At 56.2% G+C, this 17,527-nt stretch carries 15 protein-coding genes; 11 read left to right on the top strand and 4 right to left on the bottom strand.

Translation table 11 applies throughout. The features are described 5' to 3' along the window. Positions 1 to 39 precede the first annotated feature (39 nt). A complete protein-coding gene (locus FE784_RS21720; protein WP_139604337.1) occupies positions 40 to 429 on the bottom strand; it encodes an Hpt domain-containing protein in 390 nt (129 codons plus the stop codon). 734 nt (positions 430 to 1,163) lie between these two features. On the opposite strand from FE784_RS21720, the gene FE784_RS21715 reads away from it, so the two are divergent. The 9 genes from FE784_RS21715 to FE784_RS21675 all read left to right on the top strand — a co-directional run bounded on the left by FE784_RS21715 (position 1,164) and on the right by FE784_RS21675 (position 11,439). Beyond that, a complete protein-coding gene (locus tag FE784_RS21715) occupies positions 1,164 to 2,228 on the top strand; it encodes a Gfo/Idh/MocA family protein (protein ID WP_176706414.1) in 1,065 nt (354 codons plus the stop codon). 84 nt (positions 2,229 to 2,312) lie between these two features. Further along, positions 2,313 to 3,419 carry a Gfo/Idh/MocA family protein gene (locus tag FE784_RS21710; protein WP_139604335.1) on the top strand — a complete coding sequence of 369 codons (1,107 nt, stop codon included), beginning with the start codon at positions 2,313 to 2,315 and terminating at the stop codon, positions 3,417 to 3,419. 35 nt (positions 3,420 to 3,454) lie between these two features. Beyond that, a complete protein-coding gene (locus FE784_RS21705) occupies positions 3,455 to 4,258 on the top strand; it encodes a sugar phosphate isomerase/epimerase family protein (RefSeq protein ID WP_139604334.1) in 804 nt (267 codons plus the stop codon). A gap of 176 nt (positions 4,259 to 4,434) precedes the next feature. Next, complete coding sequence (locus FE784_RS21700) at positions 4,435 to 5,832, top strand: sulfatase family protein (protein ID WP_139604333.1); 1,398 nt, start codon at positions 4,435 to 4,437, stop codon at positions 5,830 to 5,832. 204 nt (positions 5,833 to 6,036) lie between these two features. Next, the gene (locus tag FE784_RS21695; protein ID WP_139604332.1) at positions 6,037 to 7,065 is read left to right on the top strand and encodes a Gfo/Idh/MocA family protein; all 1,029 of its coding nucleotides are present in this window, start codon (positions 6,037 to 6,039) and stop codon (positions 7,063 to 7,065) included. Then, a complete protein-coding gene (gene cysC / locus FE784_RS21690) occupies positions 7,062 to 7,595 on the top strand; it encodes an adenylyl-sulfate kinase (protein ID WP_139604331.1) in 534 nt (177 codons plus the stop codon). The genes FE784_RS21695 and cysC overlap by 4 nt, the downstream gene beginning before the upstream one ends. Positions 7,596 to 7,606: 11 nt before the next feature. Then, the gene (locus FE784_RS21685; RefSeq protein WP_139604330.1) at positions 7,607 to 9,025 is read left to right on the top strand and encodes a sulfatase family protein; all 1,419 of its coding nucleotides are present in this window, start codon (positions 7,607 to 7,609) and stop codon (positions 9,023 to 9,025) included. Positions 9,026 to 9,090: 65 nt separating this feature from the next. Continuing rightward, positions 9,091 to 10,002: an AraC family transcriptional regulator gene (locus FE784_RS21680; RefSeq protein ID WP_139604329.1), complete on the top strand. Its 912-nt coding sequence runs from the start codon at positions 9,091 to 9,093 to the stop codon at positions 10,000 to 10,002. A 33-nt stretch (positions 10,003 to 10,035) separates the two neighbouring features. Next, positions 10,036 to 11,439: a sulfatase family protein gene (locus FE784_RS21675; RefSeq protein WP_176706413.1), complete on the top strand. Its 1,404-nt coding sequence runs from the start codon at positions 10,036 to 10,038 to the stop codon at positions 11,437 to 11,439. Between the two features lie 83 nt (positions 11,440 to 11,522). Here FE784_RS21675 and FE784_RS21670 read toward each other — a convergent pair whose 3' ends face one another. After that, positions 11,523 to 13,451: an FAD-dependent oxidoreductase gene (locus tag FE784_RS21670; RefSeq protein ID WP_281287140.1), complete on the bottom strand. Its 1,929-nt coding sequence runs from the start codon at positions 13,449 to 13,451 to the stop codon at positions 11,523 to 11,525. 46 nt (positions 13,452 to 13,497) lie between these two features. Beyond that, positions 13,498 to 13,848, bottom strand: coding sequence for a Rieske (2Fe-2S) protein (locus tag FE784_RS21665; RefSeq protein WP_139604326.1), 351 nt, complete (start codon positions 13,846 to 13,848; stop codon positions 13,498 to 13,500). A gap of 240 nt (positions 13,849 to 14,088) precedes the next feature. On the opposite strand from FE784_RS21665, the gene FE784_RS21660 reads away from it, so the two are divergent. After that, entirely contained in the window at positions 14,089 to 14,865 is a 777-nt protein-coding gene (locus FE784_RS21660; RefSeq protein WP_139604325.1) for an AraC family transcriptional regulator, read from the top strand. A 354-nt stretch (positions 14,866 to 15,219) separates the two neighbouring features. Here the strand turns inward: FE784_RS21660 and FE784_RS21655 are convergent, their stop codons facing one another. After that, complete coding sequence (locus FE784_RS21655; RefSeq protein WP_139604324.1) at positions 15,220 to 16,533, bottom strand: ABC transporter substrate-binding protein; 1,314 nt, start codon at positions 16,531 to 16,533, stop codon at positions 15,220 to 15,222. A gap of 358 nt (positions 16,534 to 16,891) precedes the next feature. Here FE784_RS21655 and FE784_RS42910 point away from each other — a divergent pair, with 358 nt between their 5' ends. Further along, a complete protein-coding gene (locus FE784_RS42910; RefSeq protein ID WP_139604338.1) occupies positions 16,892 to 17,185 on the top strand; it encodes a Rieske (2Fe-2S) protein in 294 nt (97 codons plus the stop codon). Positions 17,186 to 17,527 lie beyond the last annotated feature (342 nt).

The raw sequence follows: 17,527 nt of genomic DNA, 5'->3' as shown, positions 1-17,527 counted from the left end.
GCTATCGGCGTACCTGTCGTCGCATTCGTTTGCCTTCCCTCAGCTGTCGGCGTACCTGTCGTCGCATTCGTTTGTATTCCCTCGGTTATCGGCGTACCTGTTGGTGGATTCGCCCGCCCCCCCGTCTGCAATCTCGTCCGTCGATCGCCCGAAATCGCTGTCCGCGGCATCGGCCCTTAAGCGAACGATGGGCGCGATCACCCGCATGATGTCCGCGAACGACAGCTCGCTGCCGCCCTCCTCATTCATATGCTTCAGCAGCAGAGCGGCCTCGTCGGTCCATTCCTGCAGCCCGATTGTCGCGGCGGTCCCTTTGATCGAGTGGAGAAGCCTGTATACCTCGGTTTCGGCTACGGTTTTGCCCGAGGCTCGCCACCGTTCCAATGTCCGGTCGAACTGCCGGATAAAAACTTGCTTGTATTTTTGCATCGCGGTCGTTCCTGTTCAAATGATCGTTATTTAAAATCATTGACCATTTTACCCCATATTGGTTGCGGTGCATATAGGACAGTCGGACCGCCCTCATCCGCCCTCACCCGCCCTCCCGATCGGAATCTGCGTCACGAGCCGGTCCGGTACTACTTTGCTCCGTATCTGGCTCCCTCTGAAAACGACTTAATGGAAATCCTCCAGTTAAAAGTGGCGCATCTTACCGAGAGCGCATTTTAACGGGAAAATGTACAGCTATTTACACCGGAAGCGCCGTGATCGGTGCAAAGCGGTGAGATTAAATGCATCTTTTCCAGTTACTATACCGGTTATAGCGATAACCCAACATAATAACTGTATGTATTCCATTTACAGACGCGAGAAACTCTGTCGCTTTTGCCCGTGCTGCCCCTCCAAACCATTTCGGCGTCATCGGACTTGGTCCGGGATAGCGGAAGCCAGATCGGCGTCATCGGACTTGGTCCGGGATAGCGGAAGCCAGATCGGCAATTACCTTATGTTGGCTGCAGCCATATTTCGATCCAGGAATCGTCCTTGTTTGCTGTCGGGCCGGGATCGACCTGTTCCTTCAGCCGAGAAAGCGGCCCAAAAAAACGTCCCGATCGCTCTTGTTTTTGTCCCGATCCGCCATGATTTCGCCGGTACGGATGATTATGATGGAACTATGAAAGCCGCAACAAGATCGAGCTAACGTTCCCGAGAGGAGAATGAGGATGAGCCAACCTACGGGAGTAGGCATACTCGGATTTGCCCACGGTCATGTCAACTCCTACTGTGAAGAATGGAAGCGTCCGGAGTACGGCATTCGCGTTATCGCGGGCTGGGACCACGATCCGGAAAGGCTGGAGAAGGCGAAGAAGGCGTTTGGATTGGTAGGGTACGCCGACGCCTCGGAAATGCTTGCCCGGGATGACATTCTCGCGGTCGTCGTTTCGTCGGAGACGTCGATGCATGCGGACTTGGTGGAGCTGGCGGCCGCCGCAGGTAAAGCGGTTATCCTGCAGAAGCCGATGGCGCTGACGATCCGGGAGGCGGACCGGATTGTCGAAGCGGTGGGCAAACATCGCATTCCGTTCACGATGGCGTGGCAGATGAGGGCCGATCCGCAAAACATTCAAATGAAGCAATGGATGGATAGCGGCGAGCTCGGCAAAGTATTCACAATCCGCCGCAGACACGGGCTGGCCATGGGGCTGCAGCCGTCCTTCGCCGATTCGTGGCACGTCAAGCCGGAATACAACCGGGATATATGGGCCGACGACGCCTCCCATCCGATCGACCTGCTGCACTACTGGCTCGGCGTACCCGATAGCGTCACCGCGGAGATCGAGTCGCTGCACAACCCGCGCATCCCGATGGATAACGGGATTGCCATATTCCGTTACCCGGGCGGTCCGCTCGCCGAGGTGAACTGCTCCTTCACCTGCAATGCCGCGGAAAATACGACGGAAATCGTTTGCGAACGGGGCACGATCGTGCAAAATTACGGCGACGCGACGAGCTGCAATGTCCCTCGTCCGGGCGAAGGCGCGGGACTTAAGCGGTTCGATGTCGCGACCGGCGCTTGGACGGCAAGCGATATCGGGAGCCCGCCTAATCACGGTTTCCGCATTCGCGGGCTGGCAGAACCTTTGGCCCGATTTGTGCGGGGCGAGCGGGGCGCGCTGGCATCGGCGGAGGAAGGCCGTACGTCGCTAAGGATGGTGCTGGCCTGCTATGCTTCGGCGCGGCAAGGACGCAGAGTTACGTTGGATGATCCGATGATAGCCCAATTGTAAGCGATATCAATTATTCTAATTGGAGACGAAAGGCAGGTGAAGTTTCCGGCAGTCTTCGGACTTTATGGACCGGAAACGTAACATATGGCGTTGAAAATCGGCATTGTAGGCATGAACGGCATCGGTAAAAACCACGCGGCCTGTTATAAGGAAGACGAGCTTGCGGATCTGGTTGCGGTGTGCGACGTAGTCAAGGAGCGGGCGGACGCCGCGGCGGAGAAATTCGGAGTCAAGGCGTATTACAGCCTGAAGGATATGGTCGAGAACGAGCCCGACCTGCAAATCGTCGATATTACGACAGGCGGCATCGACAACGGCAGCTGGCACTTCGAGCCCGCGATGGAAGCGGTCGGCTACGGCAAGCATGTGCTGGTCGAGAAACCGATCTGCCATGACGTCAAAGAAGCGCGCGAGCTCGTCGCCTTCGCGGATAAGCAGAAAGTATATCTCGGCTGCAATTTGAACCATTACTTCACCCCTCCGGCCGAGAAGGCGAAGCAGTACGTCGACAACGGCGACATCGGGGAGCTTGTATACTGCTTGGCCAAGATGGGCTTTAACGGCGGAGAAGCCAATTACGCTCTCGCGGGCTCGCCGAAGATCAAGGGCCATCCTTATTTTCACATGAAGGCGTTTCTGACTCATCCCCTTAGCGTGATGCGGCATTTTTGCGGGGACATCACCCATATCCAGACGTTTTCGGACCGTCCCGGCTTCCGGAGAAGCGCGGGCGACGTCATGGTATCGATCAACAGCATTCACGTGAAGTTTGCGAACGGCGGAGTCGGCTATTTGCTCAGCCAAAGGGGCGATGCGGTATACGGGCTCGGCGGCTGGTGGAGTCTGGAAATGGCCGGCACGAAAGGAACGTTCTGCATCGAGAACTGCGTGGAGAAAGTGTCGTACTGGAAAGCGGAAAAAGGCGTGCCCGCCATCAGCGTCCAGCCGAAGCCGGAAGTGACCGACTACGGGACGAACGATTTCGGACGGACGTTCAACAATCGTCTGCACGCGTTTCTCGAGGACATATCCAATAACGTTTCGCGCGACCAGCTTCGCGCCAACGGACGGGACGCTCTCGCCGTGCTGGAATACACGTTCGCCGTAATCGAGTCTTACGAGCGAGGCGGCGAGACGGTCAGGCCACATCCGCTGCCGCCGCTGCACGGGGACCCGCTTTATATGAAATAACACATCTATCATGGAGTAATGGAGGAACCGAGACGATGATCAAGCTAGGCGTAAACTCCGTGCTGTTCAAGCACTTCAGCTTTGCCGAGGCGGCGAAGCAGATCGCGCTGTGCGGATACGACGGCGTCGAGATTGCCGCTATCCAAGGCATGTGCGAGCATCTCGATTTAAGCCGATGGAAGGAGCAGAAGGGCGAGCTGCAATCGATCGTGCAAGAAAACGGGCTCGCGTTTTTGTCGACGGAGGTCGCTTCCTTGAGCGAGGAAAGGCTGCTGCCCGCTTTCGAGGCGGCTGCCGAGATCGGCATTCCCGTCATCAACGTCGGCCCCGGCGGAAAGCTCGGCGTCGAGCAGGACGTGGTCGCGTCGATCGACAAGCTGTCCAGGCTCTCGGAGCGAGCCGCTTCCTACGGGGTTACGCTGTGCGTGAAGGCGCACGTCGGCAACGCCATTTATAATACGCCCACTACGCTTAGGGCGATGGAGGCCATCTCTTCTGCCGCGTTCGGCATCGATATGGACCCGAGCCATATTCACCGCGCGGGCGAGAATGCCGAGGAGGCGCTTCCGGCCGTGCTCGGCCGGGTGAGACATGTGCACATCCGCGACTGCAAGGGCCGGGAGAAAGGCCCCGGGCCGATCGAGCTGCAGGCGTGCGGACGCGGCGACATCGACCTGTTCGGCTACTGCAAGGCGATGGTGGACGGCGGCTACAGCGGTCCGGTCGTATTGGAGGTCATCGGCGCCGGTCCCGATCATTCGCTGGCGCAGGTGTCGATCGTAGCCGCCGAATCGTACGGCTACTTGAACGCCTGCCTGAAAAAGCTGGGTGCCCGGTAATACCGATCAACTAATCCGCGATTAGCCCAAAAATGGTCCAAAATAGCGCAATGAGGTTCACAAATAAGCAATTCGGGTTCACTGTTCGCCAGCGAATGTGAGAATTGAAATTCGATGCATCGTTCGCCGGCTTTTGCAATACATCCCAATAATGAAAGCTTTGAGGAGGAATCCGAATGCCAGCGAAAAAACCGAACGTAATCATTTTCGGCATCGATAGTTTGCGCCGCGATCATATGAGCTCTTACGGCTATTCCCGCTTGACTACACCGCACATGGACAAAATCGCCGCCGAAGGCGTGTTGTTCGAGCAGCACTTCAGCCCGAGCATTCCGACGACCCCCGCTTACGCCTCGATGCTGACCGGGATGGACGTCTTCGGAACGGACGTGGTCGCGCTCCGGCACCAAGGCCCGCTCGGCGGACATGTCAGGACGCTGCCCGAAGTATTGGGCGATAACGGCTACAATACGACATGTATCGGCTTTACGGGTAACCCCTCGTCACGCGGGTTCCAAACGTATCTCAACTACGAGTCGTGGCATCCCGACGAGACCGGGCGCGCCCCGAAAGCGCACAATTTGAACCAAGTGGCCGTGCCCGAGCTGGAGCGTCTTGCCGCGGACGACAAACCGTTTTTCCTGTTCCTGCGGCATATGGACCCGCACTCGCCTTATTTGCCGCCGCAGCCTTATGAGCGGACTTTCTATGGCGAGAACGAGAAGGATCCGGACAATCGCTCCATGGAGCCGGTGTATGGCTTCAAGCCGTTCGCCGATTTCCTGAAATCGTGGATACCGGAAGGCGTGACGGACTCTAACTACGTATCCGCGCAATACGACGGAGCCATCGCCTATATGGACGCCTGCATCCAAACGCTGTTCGCCAAGCTCGAGGCGCTCGGCCTGACCGAAGAAACGCTCATCGTCATTACGTCCGACCACGGCGAGACGCTGTATGAGCACGATTGCTACTTCGACCATCACGGCTTGTACGACTGCACCCTCGTCGTCCCGCTCATCATCAAATTTCCCGGCGTCGTCCCGGCCGGCAAACGGTTCTCCGACGTGTCGCTTATCCAGGACATTATGCCGACCGTACTCGACCTGCTCGGGGTCAAAAACAAAATCAAGTTCGACGGGCAAAATCTGGTCGACTGGATCAAAGGAAAGCAGCACGACCGCATCAGCGAGTTTTACATTACCGAATGCACATGGATGCGCAAGCACGGCTGGCGCACGCCGGAATGGAAGCTGATCCGCGCGCTCGAGCCGGACTTCCACTTCAAGCCGGAGATCGAGCTGTACAATCTCGTGCAGGACCCGGAGGAGAACGTCAATCTGGCGGAGAAAGAACCGGAGGTCGCGGCATTCCTTGAGAAACGGATGAACGACCATATCGCCAAGCGCGAGAAGCAGACGAAACGGACGAATCCGATTTTCACGAACCTGAACTGGCACGGCAAAGGCGTCACCTTTACCTCTTCGCAGGAAGCATACGACGCCATGCATATCGGCTCGATCGTAAATGCACGCTCGCTCCAGGAGAAAAAGGCGGAAGCCGTCAAGAAATAATGACAAATAACAGCCTCCAGAGACCGCAATTTTCATAAAACAATCACCGGCGCGCGGAATAGGAGATGCTTGGGACTCTGCTCCAACATCTCCTATTCGCGAAAAACGGCTGAGCTCACCCACATAGAAGGTATTGGAGACTCTTATACCATTTCGGGGCTCGAGCCGACTCCGCCCGACCCGAAACCAGAAAGGAAGATCACGATGATCAGAGTGGCGGTTATAGGCGTCAACCATATCGGCAGCATCCATTGCCGCACTTACCGGCAGCACCCCGATACCGAGCTCGCGGCCGTATGCGACTTGCTGCCGGAGCGGGCGGAAGCGGCCGGCCGGCAGTTCGGCGTCCCGGCCTATACCGATCTTGCGGCCATGCTCGATAAAGAACGGATCGATGTCGTCATCGTGGCGACGGCCGGCGTCGAGAAGGGAAGCCACCACTTCGCGCCCGCCATGGCCGCGATCGAAGCCGGCAAAGACGTGCTTGTCGAGAAGCCGATCTCGAACCGGATCGACGAGGCGAGACGCATGGTGGCATTCGCCCGCGAGAAGGGCGTTCGCCTGGCATGCAACCTGAACCACCGGTTCGCCCCGGCCGCGTACAAGGCCAAGGAGCTCGTGAGCGCCGGCAAGCTCGGCTCCCTCCTGTTCCTCAATATGCGGCTGACGATCAACAATCCGCAGGACGATACGGAATGGCTCCATATGCGCGCGCTGCATCCCCACTCGATCGACGTTCTGCGCTATTTCGGGGGCGATATTAAGCGGGTGCAGTCGTTTATGACGAAAGCTCCCGGTCGTCTCGCCTGGTCTACCGTATCGGTAAATATGGAGTTCGCTTCCGGCGCCGTCGGGCATTTGACCGGAAGCTACGACATGTCGATGAAGCATCCGATCGAGTATTGCGAGGTGGCCGGAAACGTAGGCAGATTCGTCATTGACAACGTCTATGAGAGCATGACATACTACCCTCATCATTCGAACGATTTGACCGTTTTCCGCAATCCGATATTCGGAGGCATGCAGGGCTTCGACGATACGTTCAAACAGCGGATCAACCGGTTCGTCGGGCAAATCAAGGCCGGCGACGCCCCCGGCGAGATCGAAGCTTCCGGGGCGGATGCGCTGGCCGCGCAGGAAGTCATCGAAGCGGCCATCCGTTCGCACCAGCTTGGCGGAGCTCCCGTGGACGTACCATACGGCAATGATAACTCCGGAGGATCGGCGACATGATCGAACATGGAAATGTATTATGGTTCACCGGATTGTCCGGAGCCGGGAAAACGACGACCGCGGAATACGTGAAAGCCCGGCTGCTCGAGCAGGGACGGCGCGCGGAGCTGCTCGACGGCGACGAGCTGCGCCGGACGATATGCAAAGGACTCGGCTTCACCCGCGAGGAACGGCTCGAGAACGTGAAGCGCATCGTCTACGTGGCCGGCTTGCTGGCCAAGCATGGCGTCGATGTGCTCGTATCGGCCATTACCCCTTATCACGAGATGAGAGAGTATGCACGCAGGACGCTTCCCGGCTACGTGGAAATTTATGTGCAGTGCCCTTTGGAGGAATGCGAGCGTCGCGACGTGAAAGGACTGTACGCCAAAGCAAGGCGGGGCGAGCTGAACCATTTTACGGGAATATCCGATCCGTATGAAACGCCGCCCAGCCCCGACATGACGATTTGCACGGCAACCGCATCCCTTGCGGACAATACGAACGCCATCCTGTCTTGGCCGGGCTTGCACGCCGCCAGCGCCCGTTAGGAGGAAGCCGGATGAAAATCATTCTGATCTCGCTGGACACGCTTCGGGCTTCCCGGTTAAGCGGATACGGGTACGGGAAACCGACCAGCCCTTTCATGGACCGTCTGGCCCGCGAAGGGGTATTGTTCGAACGCGCTTATGCGGCCGACATTCCTACCGAAGTGGCGCATACCGGGATCTTTACCGGCAAAGTCGGTTTGACGACAGGGATCGTATCGCACGGCTCGGAGCTGACGCATCTGCCGAAGTCGACGGCATGGCTTCCGACCATGCTGCGATCGTCGGGGTTTGCGACATCCGCCGTCGACAATTTGTATCAATTGAAGGAATGGTTTGCCAGAGGGTACCGGTATTATATCAACAGCGTCGGCGGCAACCGTTGGATCGACGGGCGGACCGTCAACGAGCTGGCATTTCCGTGGCTCGAGCAGCATAAGGACGAATCGTTTTTCCTGTTCCTGCATTATTGGGATGCTCATACGCCGTATTTGCCGCCCGAATCGTACGTGCCGCAGTTTTACCCAAGAGGACGGGACCCGTTCGACCGCGCCAACACGAGCATGGAACGGGCTTACAACCATCTGGCGTACCCGTTCTTCAAGCATCATCATTACGATCTGCTCGGCCCGGTTACCGACAGCGATTATTACGATGCGCTCTATGACGCGGAAATCCGCTATTTGGACGACCGGCTTCAAGACTTGGACCGCCACTTGGAGAAGCTCGGCATTCGCGAGGACACGTTAGTCATCCTGTTCGGGGACCACGGGGAAAGCTTGACCGAGCACGACATTTATTGGGATCATTGCGGCTTGTACGAACCGACCGTGCACGTCCCGATTATGATGAGATGGCCGGGCCGTATGCCGGAAGGACGCAGAGTTCCGGGATTCGTGCAGCAAGTCGACCTGCTGCCGACGATATTGGAAGCGGTGCGTCGCGAAAATCCGCGGGGGATCGACCCGGGCAAGCTTGCGGACCCGACCGGGCTCGACGGCAAGAGCCTATGGCCGGCGATCGAAGGCCGGACCGACCGTACGCACGATACGATTTATTTGAGCGAATGCGCTTGGCAGGCGGCGCGGGGCATCCGGACCGACCGTTACAAGCTGATCCGCACCTACGATTCCGGACCGTTCGTCCGGCCGGATACGGAATTGTACGATTTGCGGGACGATCCGGGCGAGACCGTCAATTTGGCCGAGTCGCAGCCCGAGCTTGCCGCGAGGCTGGAACGGCAGCTTATGGAGTGGGTATCCGGCAAGCTCGCGGGACGGCCCGACCCTATGGAGCAGCAGCTGCAGCAGGCCGGGCTGCCGTTCCGCAGAAGAATCGAGCAAATTCTCGCTTCGACGGGCATGAGCTGGGACGATTGGCGTCTGGACCCGCGTCGGGAACGATTCGATACGGCATTGCGCAGTCATGGATAACCTTCTGGAATAACGTCAAATTTCGACCGGAACAAACGGAGTCATTGGCGAGGAGTGGGAAGCGGATGAAGTCGATGATCAGGAGCAGCACTTTAATGAAGGATGAGTTTCCGTTCTGGATAACGCGGATTAACCAAGCGGCGATTCCCGAGCATGGGCACGAATTCGTCGAGCTCGTCTATGTCGTACGCGGCGAAGGCATCCATATATTCGAAGGCACGGAATATGAAATCGGAGCCGGAGACGTATATATTATCAATCCCGGCGAGACGCATGCCTACTCCGTGTCGAAGGGGGAGCAGCTCGAAATCGTCAACTGTTTATTCATGCCGTCCTTCATTCCCGATGCGCTTCTGAAGGAGCTGGAAATTACGTCCTCGATGGACTATTTCTACGTGCATCCGTTCATGAAGCCGAACGTCCGCTTCAATCATCATCTGAATTTGCACGGCCAAGATGCGGTCGCCGTCCTCGTTCTGCTCGACAGCATGATCCGGGAGCTCGGCAATCGGGGACCGGGCTATACGACGATTATCCGGCTGCAGATGGTCGAGCTGCTGGTCCTCCTCTCCCGCTACTACACGCTAATGCGCAACCGCGGCGCCGCTCCTTCTCCGCGGCAATTGGAGCGCGAAATAACGGCAAGGCGCATCTACGGCTACATGGAACGCAACTATGACAAAAAAATTACGCTGGAATCGCTGGCCGGCTTATTCAATGTCGGCATCCGCCAGCTGAACCGTCTCATGAGACAGGAGTTCGACAGAAGCGTCATCGACGTGCTGCACGGAATCCGGATCGAACGGGCCAAGCATCTGCTCGTCGAATCGGACGAAAAAGTGATTACCGTCGCAACGCAGGTCGGTTATGACGATCCTTCGTTTTTCAGCCGGCTGTTTCTGAGACATGTGGGCTGCCCGCCCAGTCAATACCGCCAAGGGCTCGATCTGGACAAAGCGCTCCGCGCGGGAAAATGAGCCGTATGCTCGCAGGAAAGGATGATCACGGACATGAGAGATAATCCGCCGAACGTCTTGTTGATTACGGCCGACCAGCTTCGCTACGATTGTATCGGCTCCAGCGGCAAATACCCGGTCCGAACTCCCAATCTGGACTTGCTGGCGTCGCAAGGCACCGTCTTCTCCGCCGCATATTCGCATATTCCGGTATGCGGGCCGGCCAGACAATCTCTCCTGAACGGCAGAAGAGCGGAAACGTTCGGAGCGCTATGGAACTTCAACGGCGCTCTTCCCGTCGCCTCTCTCGAGCCGCGCCATTATTGTTGGGCCAGAACGTTGGCCGAGCATGGTTACGCTTCGGCTTTTCTCGGCAAATGGGGCGTTCACCCGACTCTCGATCCTACCGCTTTCGGCTACGGTTCCTACATCGGAGAAGCGGACTACGGGCGATTCGCGAAAAGCAGCTATCCCGATGCGAAGTTTGCGAACGGCTATTTCGGCGAGCCGAATCCGATCCCCGTCGAGCATTCGCAGACGCATTGGTTGGCGGCTCGCGCCGTCGAGGCGATGGAGCGGCTTCAATCGGCCGGCTCCCCTTGGCATATGGCGCTGCACTTTCCGGAGCCGCATCTGCCTTGCCGTCCTTCCGGACGATTCGCCGACATGTACGCTCCTGAAAGCGTTCCCGAGTGGAACGGATTTCGCGATACGTTTGCCGGGAAGCCGTATATCCAGCGGCAGCAGCTGTACAACTGGGGCGTCGAGACGTTTACGTGGGACGATTGGTCTCCTGTAGTGGCCCGGTATTACGGCGTCATCAGCCAAATGGACGAAGCGGTCGGCATCGTGCTGCAGGCATTGGACCGGCTGGGCGAAGCGGACAATACGATCGTCATCTTCACCGCCGATCATGGCGATATGTGCGGCTCCCACCGCATGATGGACAAACATTACGTTTTATACGACGATGTCGTTCATGTGCCGCTAATGATCCGATATCCGGAGCTTGCCGGTCGGGGGACGACGTGCAGCCGGTTCGTATACAGCTTTCTCGATTTGCCCCCTACCCTGCTGGAGCTGCTCGGACTTCAATCGCACGATCCGGGAAATTTGCAAGGCCGGTCACTGGCCCCGCTACTCTCGGGGGCGTCGGATGCGACCGAATGGCGTGATGCGGTCATAGCCTCCTATAACGGTCAGCAATTCGGATTGTACACGCAGCGCATGATCCGCACGAACGAATGGAAGTATGTATGGAATTTGACGGATACGGATGAGCTGTACGATCTTGCGGCAGACCCCGCCGAGCTGGACAACAAGGTCGGCGATTCCGCACACGCCGGGCTCGTCAAGGAGCTGCGGCGCCGGCTGTACGAACAGTTGAACACCGACGGCGATGCCGTTGTCGCCAACGAGTGGATGCGGCGGCAGCTGCTGCAAGGGAGCAAGCTATAGCTCCGCTTGCGAACGGCTTATGCTCCGCTTGCAGGTCAAATCCCCGTTCTTTCGGCATCCCCGCCATCACCTCGCAGAAGCACCTAGTTTGGAATTGCCAATAACAGTCTGTACAGCATGAAGCATGCCTCGCCTCTGCGTAGCGGGGTAGAAGCATTCTGATCAGGATGCGCCTGTAGACCCTGAAAACCGCGGATAACCAGCTCATCTTCGATCATTCGGTGAAATTCAATACGATTCACAGGCTCGGCATCACGTGATCGTTCCCGCTCTCGGTGCAGCTTCCGGGCCGTTTCCAACGGATTCGGGCTGCCCGCGAGCAAGCTGCCGAATGCGCCCGCCCATATGCTGAACGTATGCCGGTCAAGGATCTCCTCAGGCTTCGCATCGTAATCGGCAAAGAAGCCTTTCGTACCGAAATATTGTACCGCAGGAACCCAATTGTGCCGGGTCGCCATATCGAATTCATTAAAAAAGCTGACCATCACTTGGTTCTCCGCCAATTTGCGCACCAATTTATCCGCATCAAGCTTTCCAGGCGGGATCCCCTGCCCGGCGGCCAAAGCAATCGCATACGCCGCAGATTCTCCCAAGTGCATGAACACGGGCTCGAGCCGAAGGGTGCCCCATCCGATATGCGAGCAGGACAAGCAGATCGTCACCAGCAGGTTATCCACATTTTGGGGCAGCAGCGAACGGTAAGGAATTTGGGAAGGTCTCGTAGATTCGGACAACATCAGCACGCCGTCGTTGCTGCTTCCCGGTCGTCTGTCGGCCGTGCAATCATGCGAGCTAATGGGCCATTCGGCGATACCTATGGAATCGGAATGAACCGGTGCCCGGTTCAGACCGGACGCAAGAATCCCGTCATGCTCCGTGAAGGTGTAACGTCCGACCATCCGCCGCCCTTCGCGCACCAACAGCTCGTACGGAAAATGTCCATTATCGATAAATTCGTCCTTGGGCAGCCCCCATCGCAGCGCTTCTTGCCGAACATCCGGTCCCACAGCTTCATCGTTTTGCAGGAAGTACAACATGCCTAATGCAAAGTCCGCATGCTCGCGAATGATCTCCTTTCGGCGCTCCCAGCCGGCGTTCGGATACTCGAGCTGAGCGCCCAGCAATAAAGGGTCGTTCCAAGTCAATTTGTCGTTGGGAATATGGCTTTTCAACCGCCAGCTGCCGTCGCCCAGCATCAGATGGGTTCTCAGAACATGAGTGCGGCCGCGGTTGTCTTCCGGCTTCTCTACGATTCCCAGGTAAAGGGTTTTGTCATAGGAGTCCGGTTTCGACGGATATACCCGGTTAACGGGATTGCATGTCAAGCATACGCGAAAATTATAAGCTTGAAATGCGTTATCTCCTTCTCCGGTGCTGCCTGAGAAAATTTGCTGCGTAGTGCCTGCGAAAGGCTCCAAATTCAGCAGCCCCTCGACCGCATCTCGCGGATATTTGCCGCCACCGGTTTGAGTAAATATTTTCCCTGCGTGAGGCTCGTCGTACTCCCCGCGGCTCTCCCTGCCGGCTCTCATTTCCACTCCCGCAGCAGCGGCAAGATCTCCCTCATGGCTCGCATCGACGAATGCGTCTGCTTCCAGCCGGATCGGAGCCCCATCGTCAAAGCTCCGGATCGTCACAGCTGTCAACTTGCGGCGGACCTGCTCGACGGATACCGGATAATAGCGGTACAATACCGAAATCCGGCTTTCCGCTTCTAGCATACGGGTAAATACAAGCTCGGCCACATGCGGCTCGAAGTGTAGCTTCCGCTTGGAATAACAAGCCGCGTATTGTTCGGAATTCTCGCCATATGATTTTTTATAGTACTCGCGTACGGACTGAATAAACGTTTCATAGATCGGCGCACGGAACCCGTCGTAGAGTGTGTCCGTCACACCAAGCCCCGAGCCCATCACGCCGCCCAAGTGATCGGTGAGGTTGACCAAAATCACATTCAGCCCTTCCCCGGCACATCGCACAGCACAAGCTATCCCGCTCGGGGTCCCTCCTATAACGACTACATCCGCTTTCCGGTAAATTCTACTCGCCTCCCGTGTGTTAGATCACGATCCCTACTTTGCCTTCGTCAACCTGCACCTTGTAGCTGCGCGTCCGCACCTTGTCGCTGAAAACCGATTTGCCGGTTTTGATCTCGAACTCCCAGCCGTGCCACGGACAGCGGACGAGCTCGCCGCTGCGGCCATATTCATATTCGTATACGCCCGACGGCAAAGTCGTTCCGCAAATAGGGCCTTTGCACAACGGAGCGCCTTCATGCGGGCATCGGTTGTGCAGAGCGTACAATTCGCCCCCTACACGGTACACCCCGATCGATCTGCCCTCCACATCCACGATGATCCTTTTGCCTTCTTCGATCTCGGCGGCTTCGGCTACATAATGGATCGCCATTCCTACCCCTCCGCTCTATAAGTTATCCGGTTTTTTGGCATTATCGCAAAAAAATTTGTGCCTGGCCTCCGGACGGAGCCTCCTGATTCTCCCTTCGGATTGCCTTGCTGATTCGTTATGTTATGCCGATTGTCTTCACATTTTTATTGTAATGGGATTCATTTAGTAATACGATTGGTAATCATATCGTTATATTAGTAATTCTTCGATTTCGGTCCATACAGAAGGAGGCATACTCGGATGAAGATCGATAACATCGCATTCCAGCCGGGCGTGGGAGGCAGCTGGATCGTCCCCTTGACGATGACCAAGCATCATATCCTTCTCCTTGTCGTAAAAGGCGTGGCCATTTACCGATTTGGCGACAGAACCGTCCGGGTCGGCAAGGGCGAAGCGCTGTTTTTCCCGCAAGGCTCCACCCGTTCGGCGGAAAGCGACCTGAAGGATCCTTCCCAGATGTATTCCGCCCATTTCAGGGATATATCGCCCGAGGATTTGCCGGCTAGTCATCAGGAACCTTACATTCATTTCCGACCGCTCGGCTATGAGTATCTCAAGCAACGGTTTTCGCTGCTGAACGAATGCTGGCTCGGCAAAATGCCGAGCTACGAGCTCATTTCCCGCGGCATCCTGTTCGAAATATTGGGCATCGTCCAGCGCGAGCTGTCCGGAGGCGCCCATTCCTCCTCCCGCCGCAGTCTCGCCCTGCGCATCCAGCAATATATCGTGCAGCGTTACCGCGAGCCGCTCCGGCTCAGCGAGCTGGCCCAGGCGGTGGACCGTTCTCCGACCTACGTCTCCACCGTATTCAAGGAAGTGACGGGACGAACGCCCGTGGAGTATATGCACGAAGTACGCATCTCCGCCGCCCGGGAATTGCTCCTGACCAACAGCATGACGATCGGAGAAATTTCCGAATCCCTCGGCTACTGCGATCCTACGTACTTCAATCACATGTACAAAAAAATAGTCGGCCATCCGCCGTCCCATACGCTAAAGCTTCAACATCTCACTTAAGCGCGGAAGCGAAAAAGAAACCATTGCCGGCAAACGCAAGACGCGTCGGCCGGCAATGGGATCTTAGATCGCGTGTGCCTCGTCGTGATATCGCAGCGGCGTTTATGAACCAAAGTTCGCCAATACTGAAACTCATTGCGCTAATCGTTTGCCGGATTGGCGAATTTGGCGAATAGTGAACTCCATTTCACTGTTACCGAACCTGAGTTCAGAAATAGAGACTTCGGGTTCGCTGTTCCTCCTAATGCCGTAGAGAGTAACCGTTTTCCTTCCCATAGCTGCTGTTCGGTTTTCGGCCGAATCTTAGCGGACAACAAATGGGCAGTCGAGAATGCCGTGCATTCCCTATCGCAGTTATTTGGACATGGCCATCTGTTCTTCGATTTTTTTATTCGCTTCCTGCTCGTAATCCCTGAGCGCCGTATTCATATCTTTGGCGCCGAGCACCACGCTGCTGAAGGCATTGAGCAGACTGGAGTCTGCCAACGTGTAAAAGCGCGAATAGGACGGCGCCGGTGCGAGCTTTTCCGGGAAGAAGGCCGACACGTTTTTGCCCGCGTAATTTTTGTTGTTTTTGCCGAAAGCGTCCTGAACCGCCTTATCTTTAATGACGGGGGTGAACCCTTCCTTGGCCAGCTCGATTTGGGATTCCACCGTCGTAAGGTAAGCGCTTACCTCGAAAGCCTGCTTTTTATATTTGCTGTTCCCCATAATATAGAGGAAATAAGGATCCGCGGCGGGCGCCACCCCCTTGGCATCGGAATAATAAGGCAGCGATACGGCATCCCAGTTCAAGTTGTCGGGCAGTCTTCTGGACACGTTCGTGAAATGCGGGTACATCGCAAGCGTCTGATCCTTGAAAAACATATTTTCCAGCTCTCCGCCTTTACTCATGGCCGCATTCGCTTCATAGCTCGGAATTTTGAAAAATCGGACGAAATTGTCGAACACCCGTTTCGTCTTATCGTCCGAGCGCGCCTTATTCGTCGCCGGATCGACCAGCGACAACGGAATTTGACTCGTTTTAAAATGGAAAGTCATGTTCGTGCCGAGTCCGTAATACTTTTTCCCGCCCTCCGTACGGCTCATCTTGACCGCGAGGTCATACGTTTCGTCCCAGGTCATGCCCATCTTGGGATAACCGACGGCAAACTTGTCGAACAAATCGCGGTTGTAGAGCATAAACGGGATCTGCACGAACACCGGCAATCCGTACATGCCGCCCTTGGCGATATCCCGCTGCATATTGACAATGGACGGGTCGAACCGGTTCAAGTCGAATTTGCTCTCTTTAATCAGACCGGAAATGTCGTATTCCAGCCCGTACTTCAAAATGTTGTCGGCCGTACCCGACGTGGTGACGAGCATGAGATCGATCTGATCTCCGGCTGCGATCAAATCGCCAAGCGTGATCTTCGATCCGGACACTTGAATGAATTTTGGGGTAATATGCGGAAATTTCTTCTTGATCGGGTTGCCGTATAGCGCCCAGAACATGTCCTCGGTCCAGTTGCTCTGTCCCGCATGAAAGACAAGCTCGATCGGCTTTTCCGTCGTTTCCTTCGCAGCGCCCAGGTCCCCACTGCCGCCGCCCGAGCCGCATGCCGCCAAAATCGCCCCGCCCGTGGCTAGGAGCGCCAACATCGCACAGCTTCGTAAAATATTCATGTTTCCCCCCGAAAATGAAATATTTTTTATGCCTCTTTCGTCTTTCCGAATCCGGATTCCCCTTTATTGTAATGGGAACAAATGCGGGTTACGATTGGTGATCGTTCGTTTTTATTAGTAATTCTTCGATTTTTGAAAACGCTACCATTTTTTTTGGGACGACCGGTTCTGCGGTTCGATAACCATTCCCAAGCAGCACCCGCTGCTCGGAATCAGTCGGCTGCCAACCGGGAAAGAGAGGTCAACCCGTTATGACGCAGAAAAATAAACCGAACGGCCGGACAGCAAAGGCACATCGTAGCCAAATTGCGGAAATACCGCCTGGCTCCAACAAGCTGGGGAAACGGGCGGACGAAGTATCGGCGCATATAATATCGACGGACGGTTTTATTCGCTTCGCAACGTATGCCCGCACCAAGGGGCCGAGCTGTGCAAAGGACAGACTAGACCGCTCATCGTCTCCTCCGCGGCAGGCCGCTACGAGCACGAGCGAACGGGAGAAATCGTACGCTGTCCGTGGCATCAATGGGAATTCGATATTAAGACGGGCCGTATGATCGTGGATCCGGCCATGCGCAAGAAGTGTTGCGAGGTATCCGTAGAGAGGTTCGATACTTCCGTCGAAGAGGATCAAGTGGTCGTTCATATTTAATTCGCAGCAAACGAGGAAGGGCTCTCCTTCCTCGTTTGCGTTCCTGGTGGCGAGAATCAGCAATAAAGAATCTTCACACTCCATTATTATATATGATATAGTAAATATATTATTTGATGCATCCAATCCATCGGCTAGTACTGCGTTTCAGTAATCCGTTCCCTTCGCGGAGAGTCGTCACGCAATCGCGACGGTGAAGGTCGCCCGGCGGGAACGACGGTTACGAACCGTTGGCGGCACCAGCTCCGCATTTGCGAAACGCTGTACTATAGGGGGTGATCCTTCTAGTCCGGGATATTCGAGAAAGCGCTTTAAGCGATGGGCCGATTCACTTATGCAAGC

It is taken from the genome of Paenibacillus hemerocallicola (assembly GCF_006265175.1).
Classification (GTDB): Bacteria; Bacillota; Bacilli; order Paenibacillales; family NBRC-103111; genus Paenibacillus_AB; species Paenibacillus_AB hemerocallicola.
This window is presented reverse-complemented; position numbering and strand designations above follow the sequence as displayed.

What these genes read in the sequence shown, in the direction of transcription:
- FE784_RS21715 (WP_176706414.1), top strand. Translation starts at nt 1,164, where the DNA reads ATGAGCCAACCTACGGGAGTAGGCATACTCGGATTTGCCCACGGTCAT.
- FE784_RS21705 (WP_139604334.1), top strand. Translation starts at nt 3,455, where the DNA reads ATGATCAAGCTAGGCGTAAACTCCGTGCTGTTCAAGCACTTCAGCTTT.
- FE784_RS21695 (WP_139604332.1), top strand. Translation starts at nt 6,037, where the DNA reads ATGATCAGAGTGGCGGTTATAGGCGTCAACCATATCGGCAGCATCCAT.
- FE784_RS21655 (WP_139604324.1), bottom strand. Translation starts at nt 16,533, where the DNA reads ATGAATATTTTACGAAGCTGTGCGATGTTGGCGCTCCTAGCCACGGGC.
- FE784_RS21680 (WP_139604329.1), top strand. Translation starts at nt 9,091, where the DNA reads ATGAAGTCGATGATCAGGAGCAGCACTTTAATGAAGGATGAGTTTCCG.
- FE784_RS21685 (WP_139604330.1), top strand. Translation starts at nt 7,607, where the DNA reads ATGAAAATCATTCTGATCTCGCTGGACACGCTTCGGGCTTCCCGGTTA.
- cysC (WP_139604331.1), top strand. Translation starts at nt 7,062, where the DNA reads ATGATCGAACATGGAAATGTATTATGGTTCACCGGATTGTCCGGAGCC.
- FE784_RS21700 (WP_139604333.1), top strand. Translation starts at nt 4,435, where the DNA reads ATGCCAGCGAAAAAACCGAACGTAATCATTTTCGGCATCGATAGTTTG.
- FE784_RS21710 (WP_139604335.1), top strand. Translation starts at nt 2,313, where the DNA reads ATGGCGTTGAAAATCGGCATTGTAGGCATGAACGGCATCGGTAAAAAC.
- FE784_RS21720 (WP_139604337.1), bottom strand. Translation starts at nt 429, where the DNA reads ATGCAAAAATACAAGCAAGTTTTTATCCGGCAGTTCGACCGGACATTG.
- FE784_RS21675 (WP_176706413.1), top strand. Translation starts at nt 10,036, where the DNA reads ATGAGAGATAATCCGCCGAACGTCTTGTTGATTACGGCCGACCAGCTT.
- FE784_RS21660 (WP_139604325.1), top strand. Translation starts at nt 14,089, where the DNA reads ATGAAGATCGATAACATCGCATTCCAGCCGGGCGTGGGAGGCAGCTGG.
- FE784_RS21665 (WP_139604326.1), bottom strand. Translation starts at nt 13,848, where the DNA reads ATGGCGATCCATTATGTAGCCGAAGCCGCCGAGATCGAAGAAGGCAAA.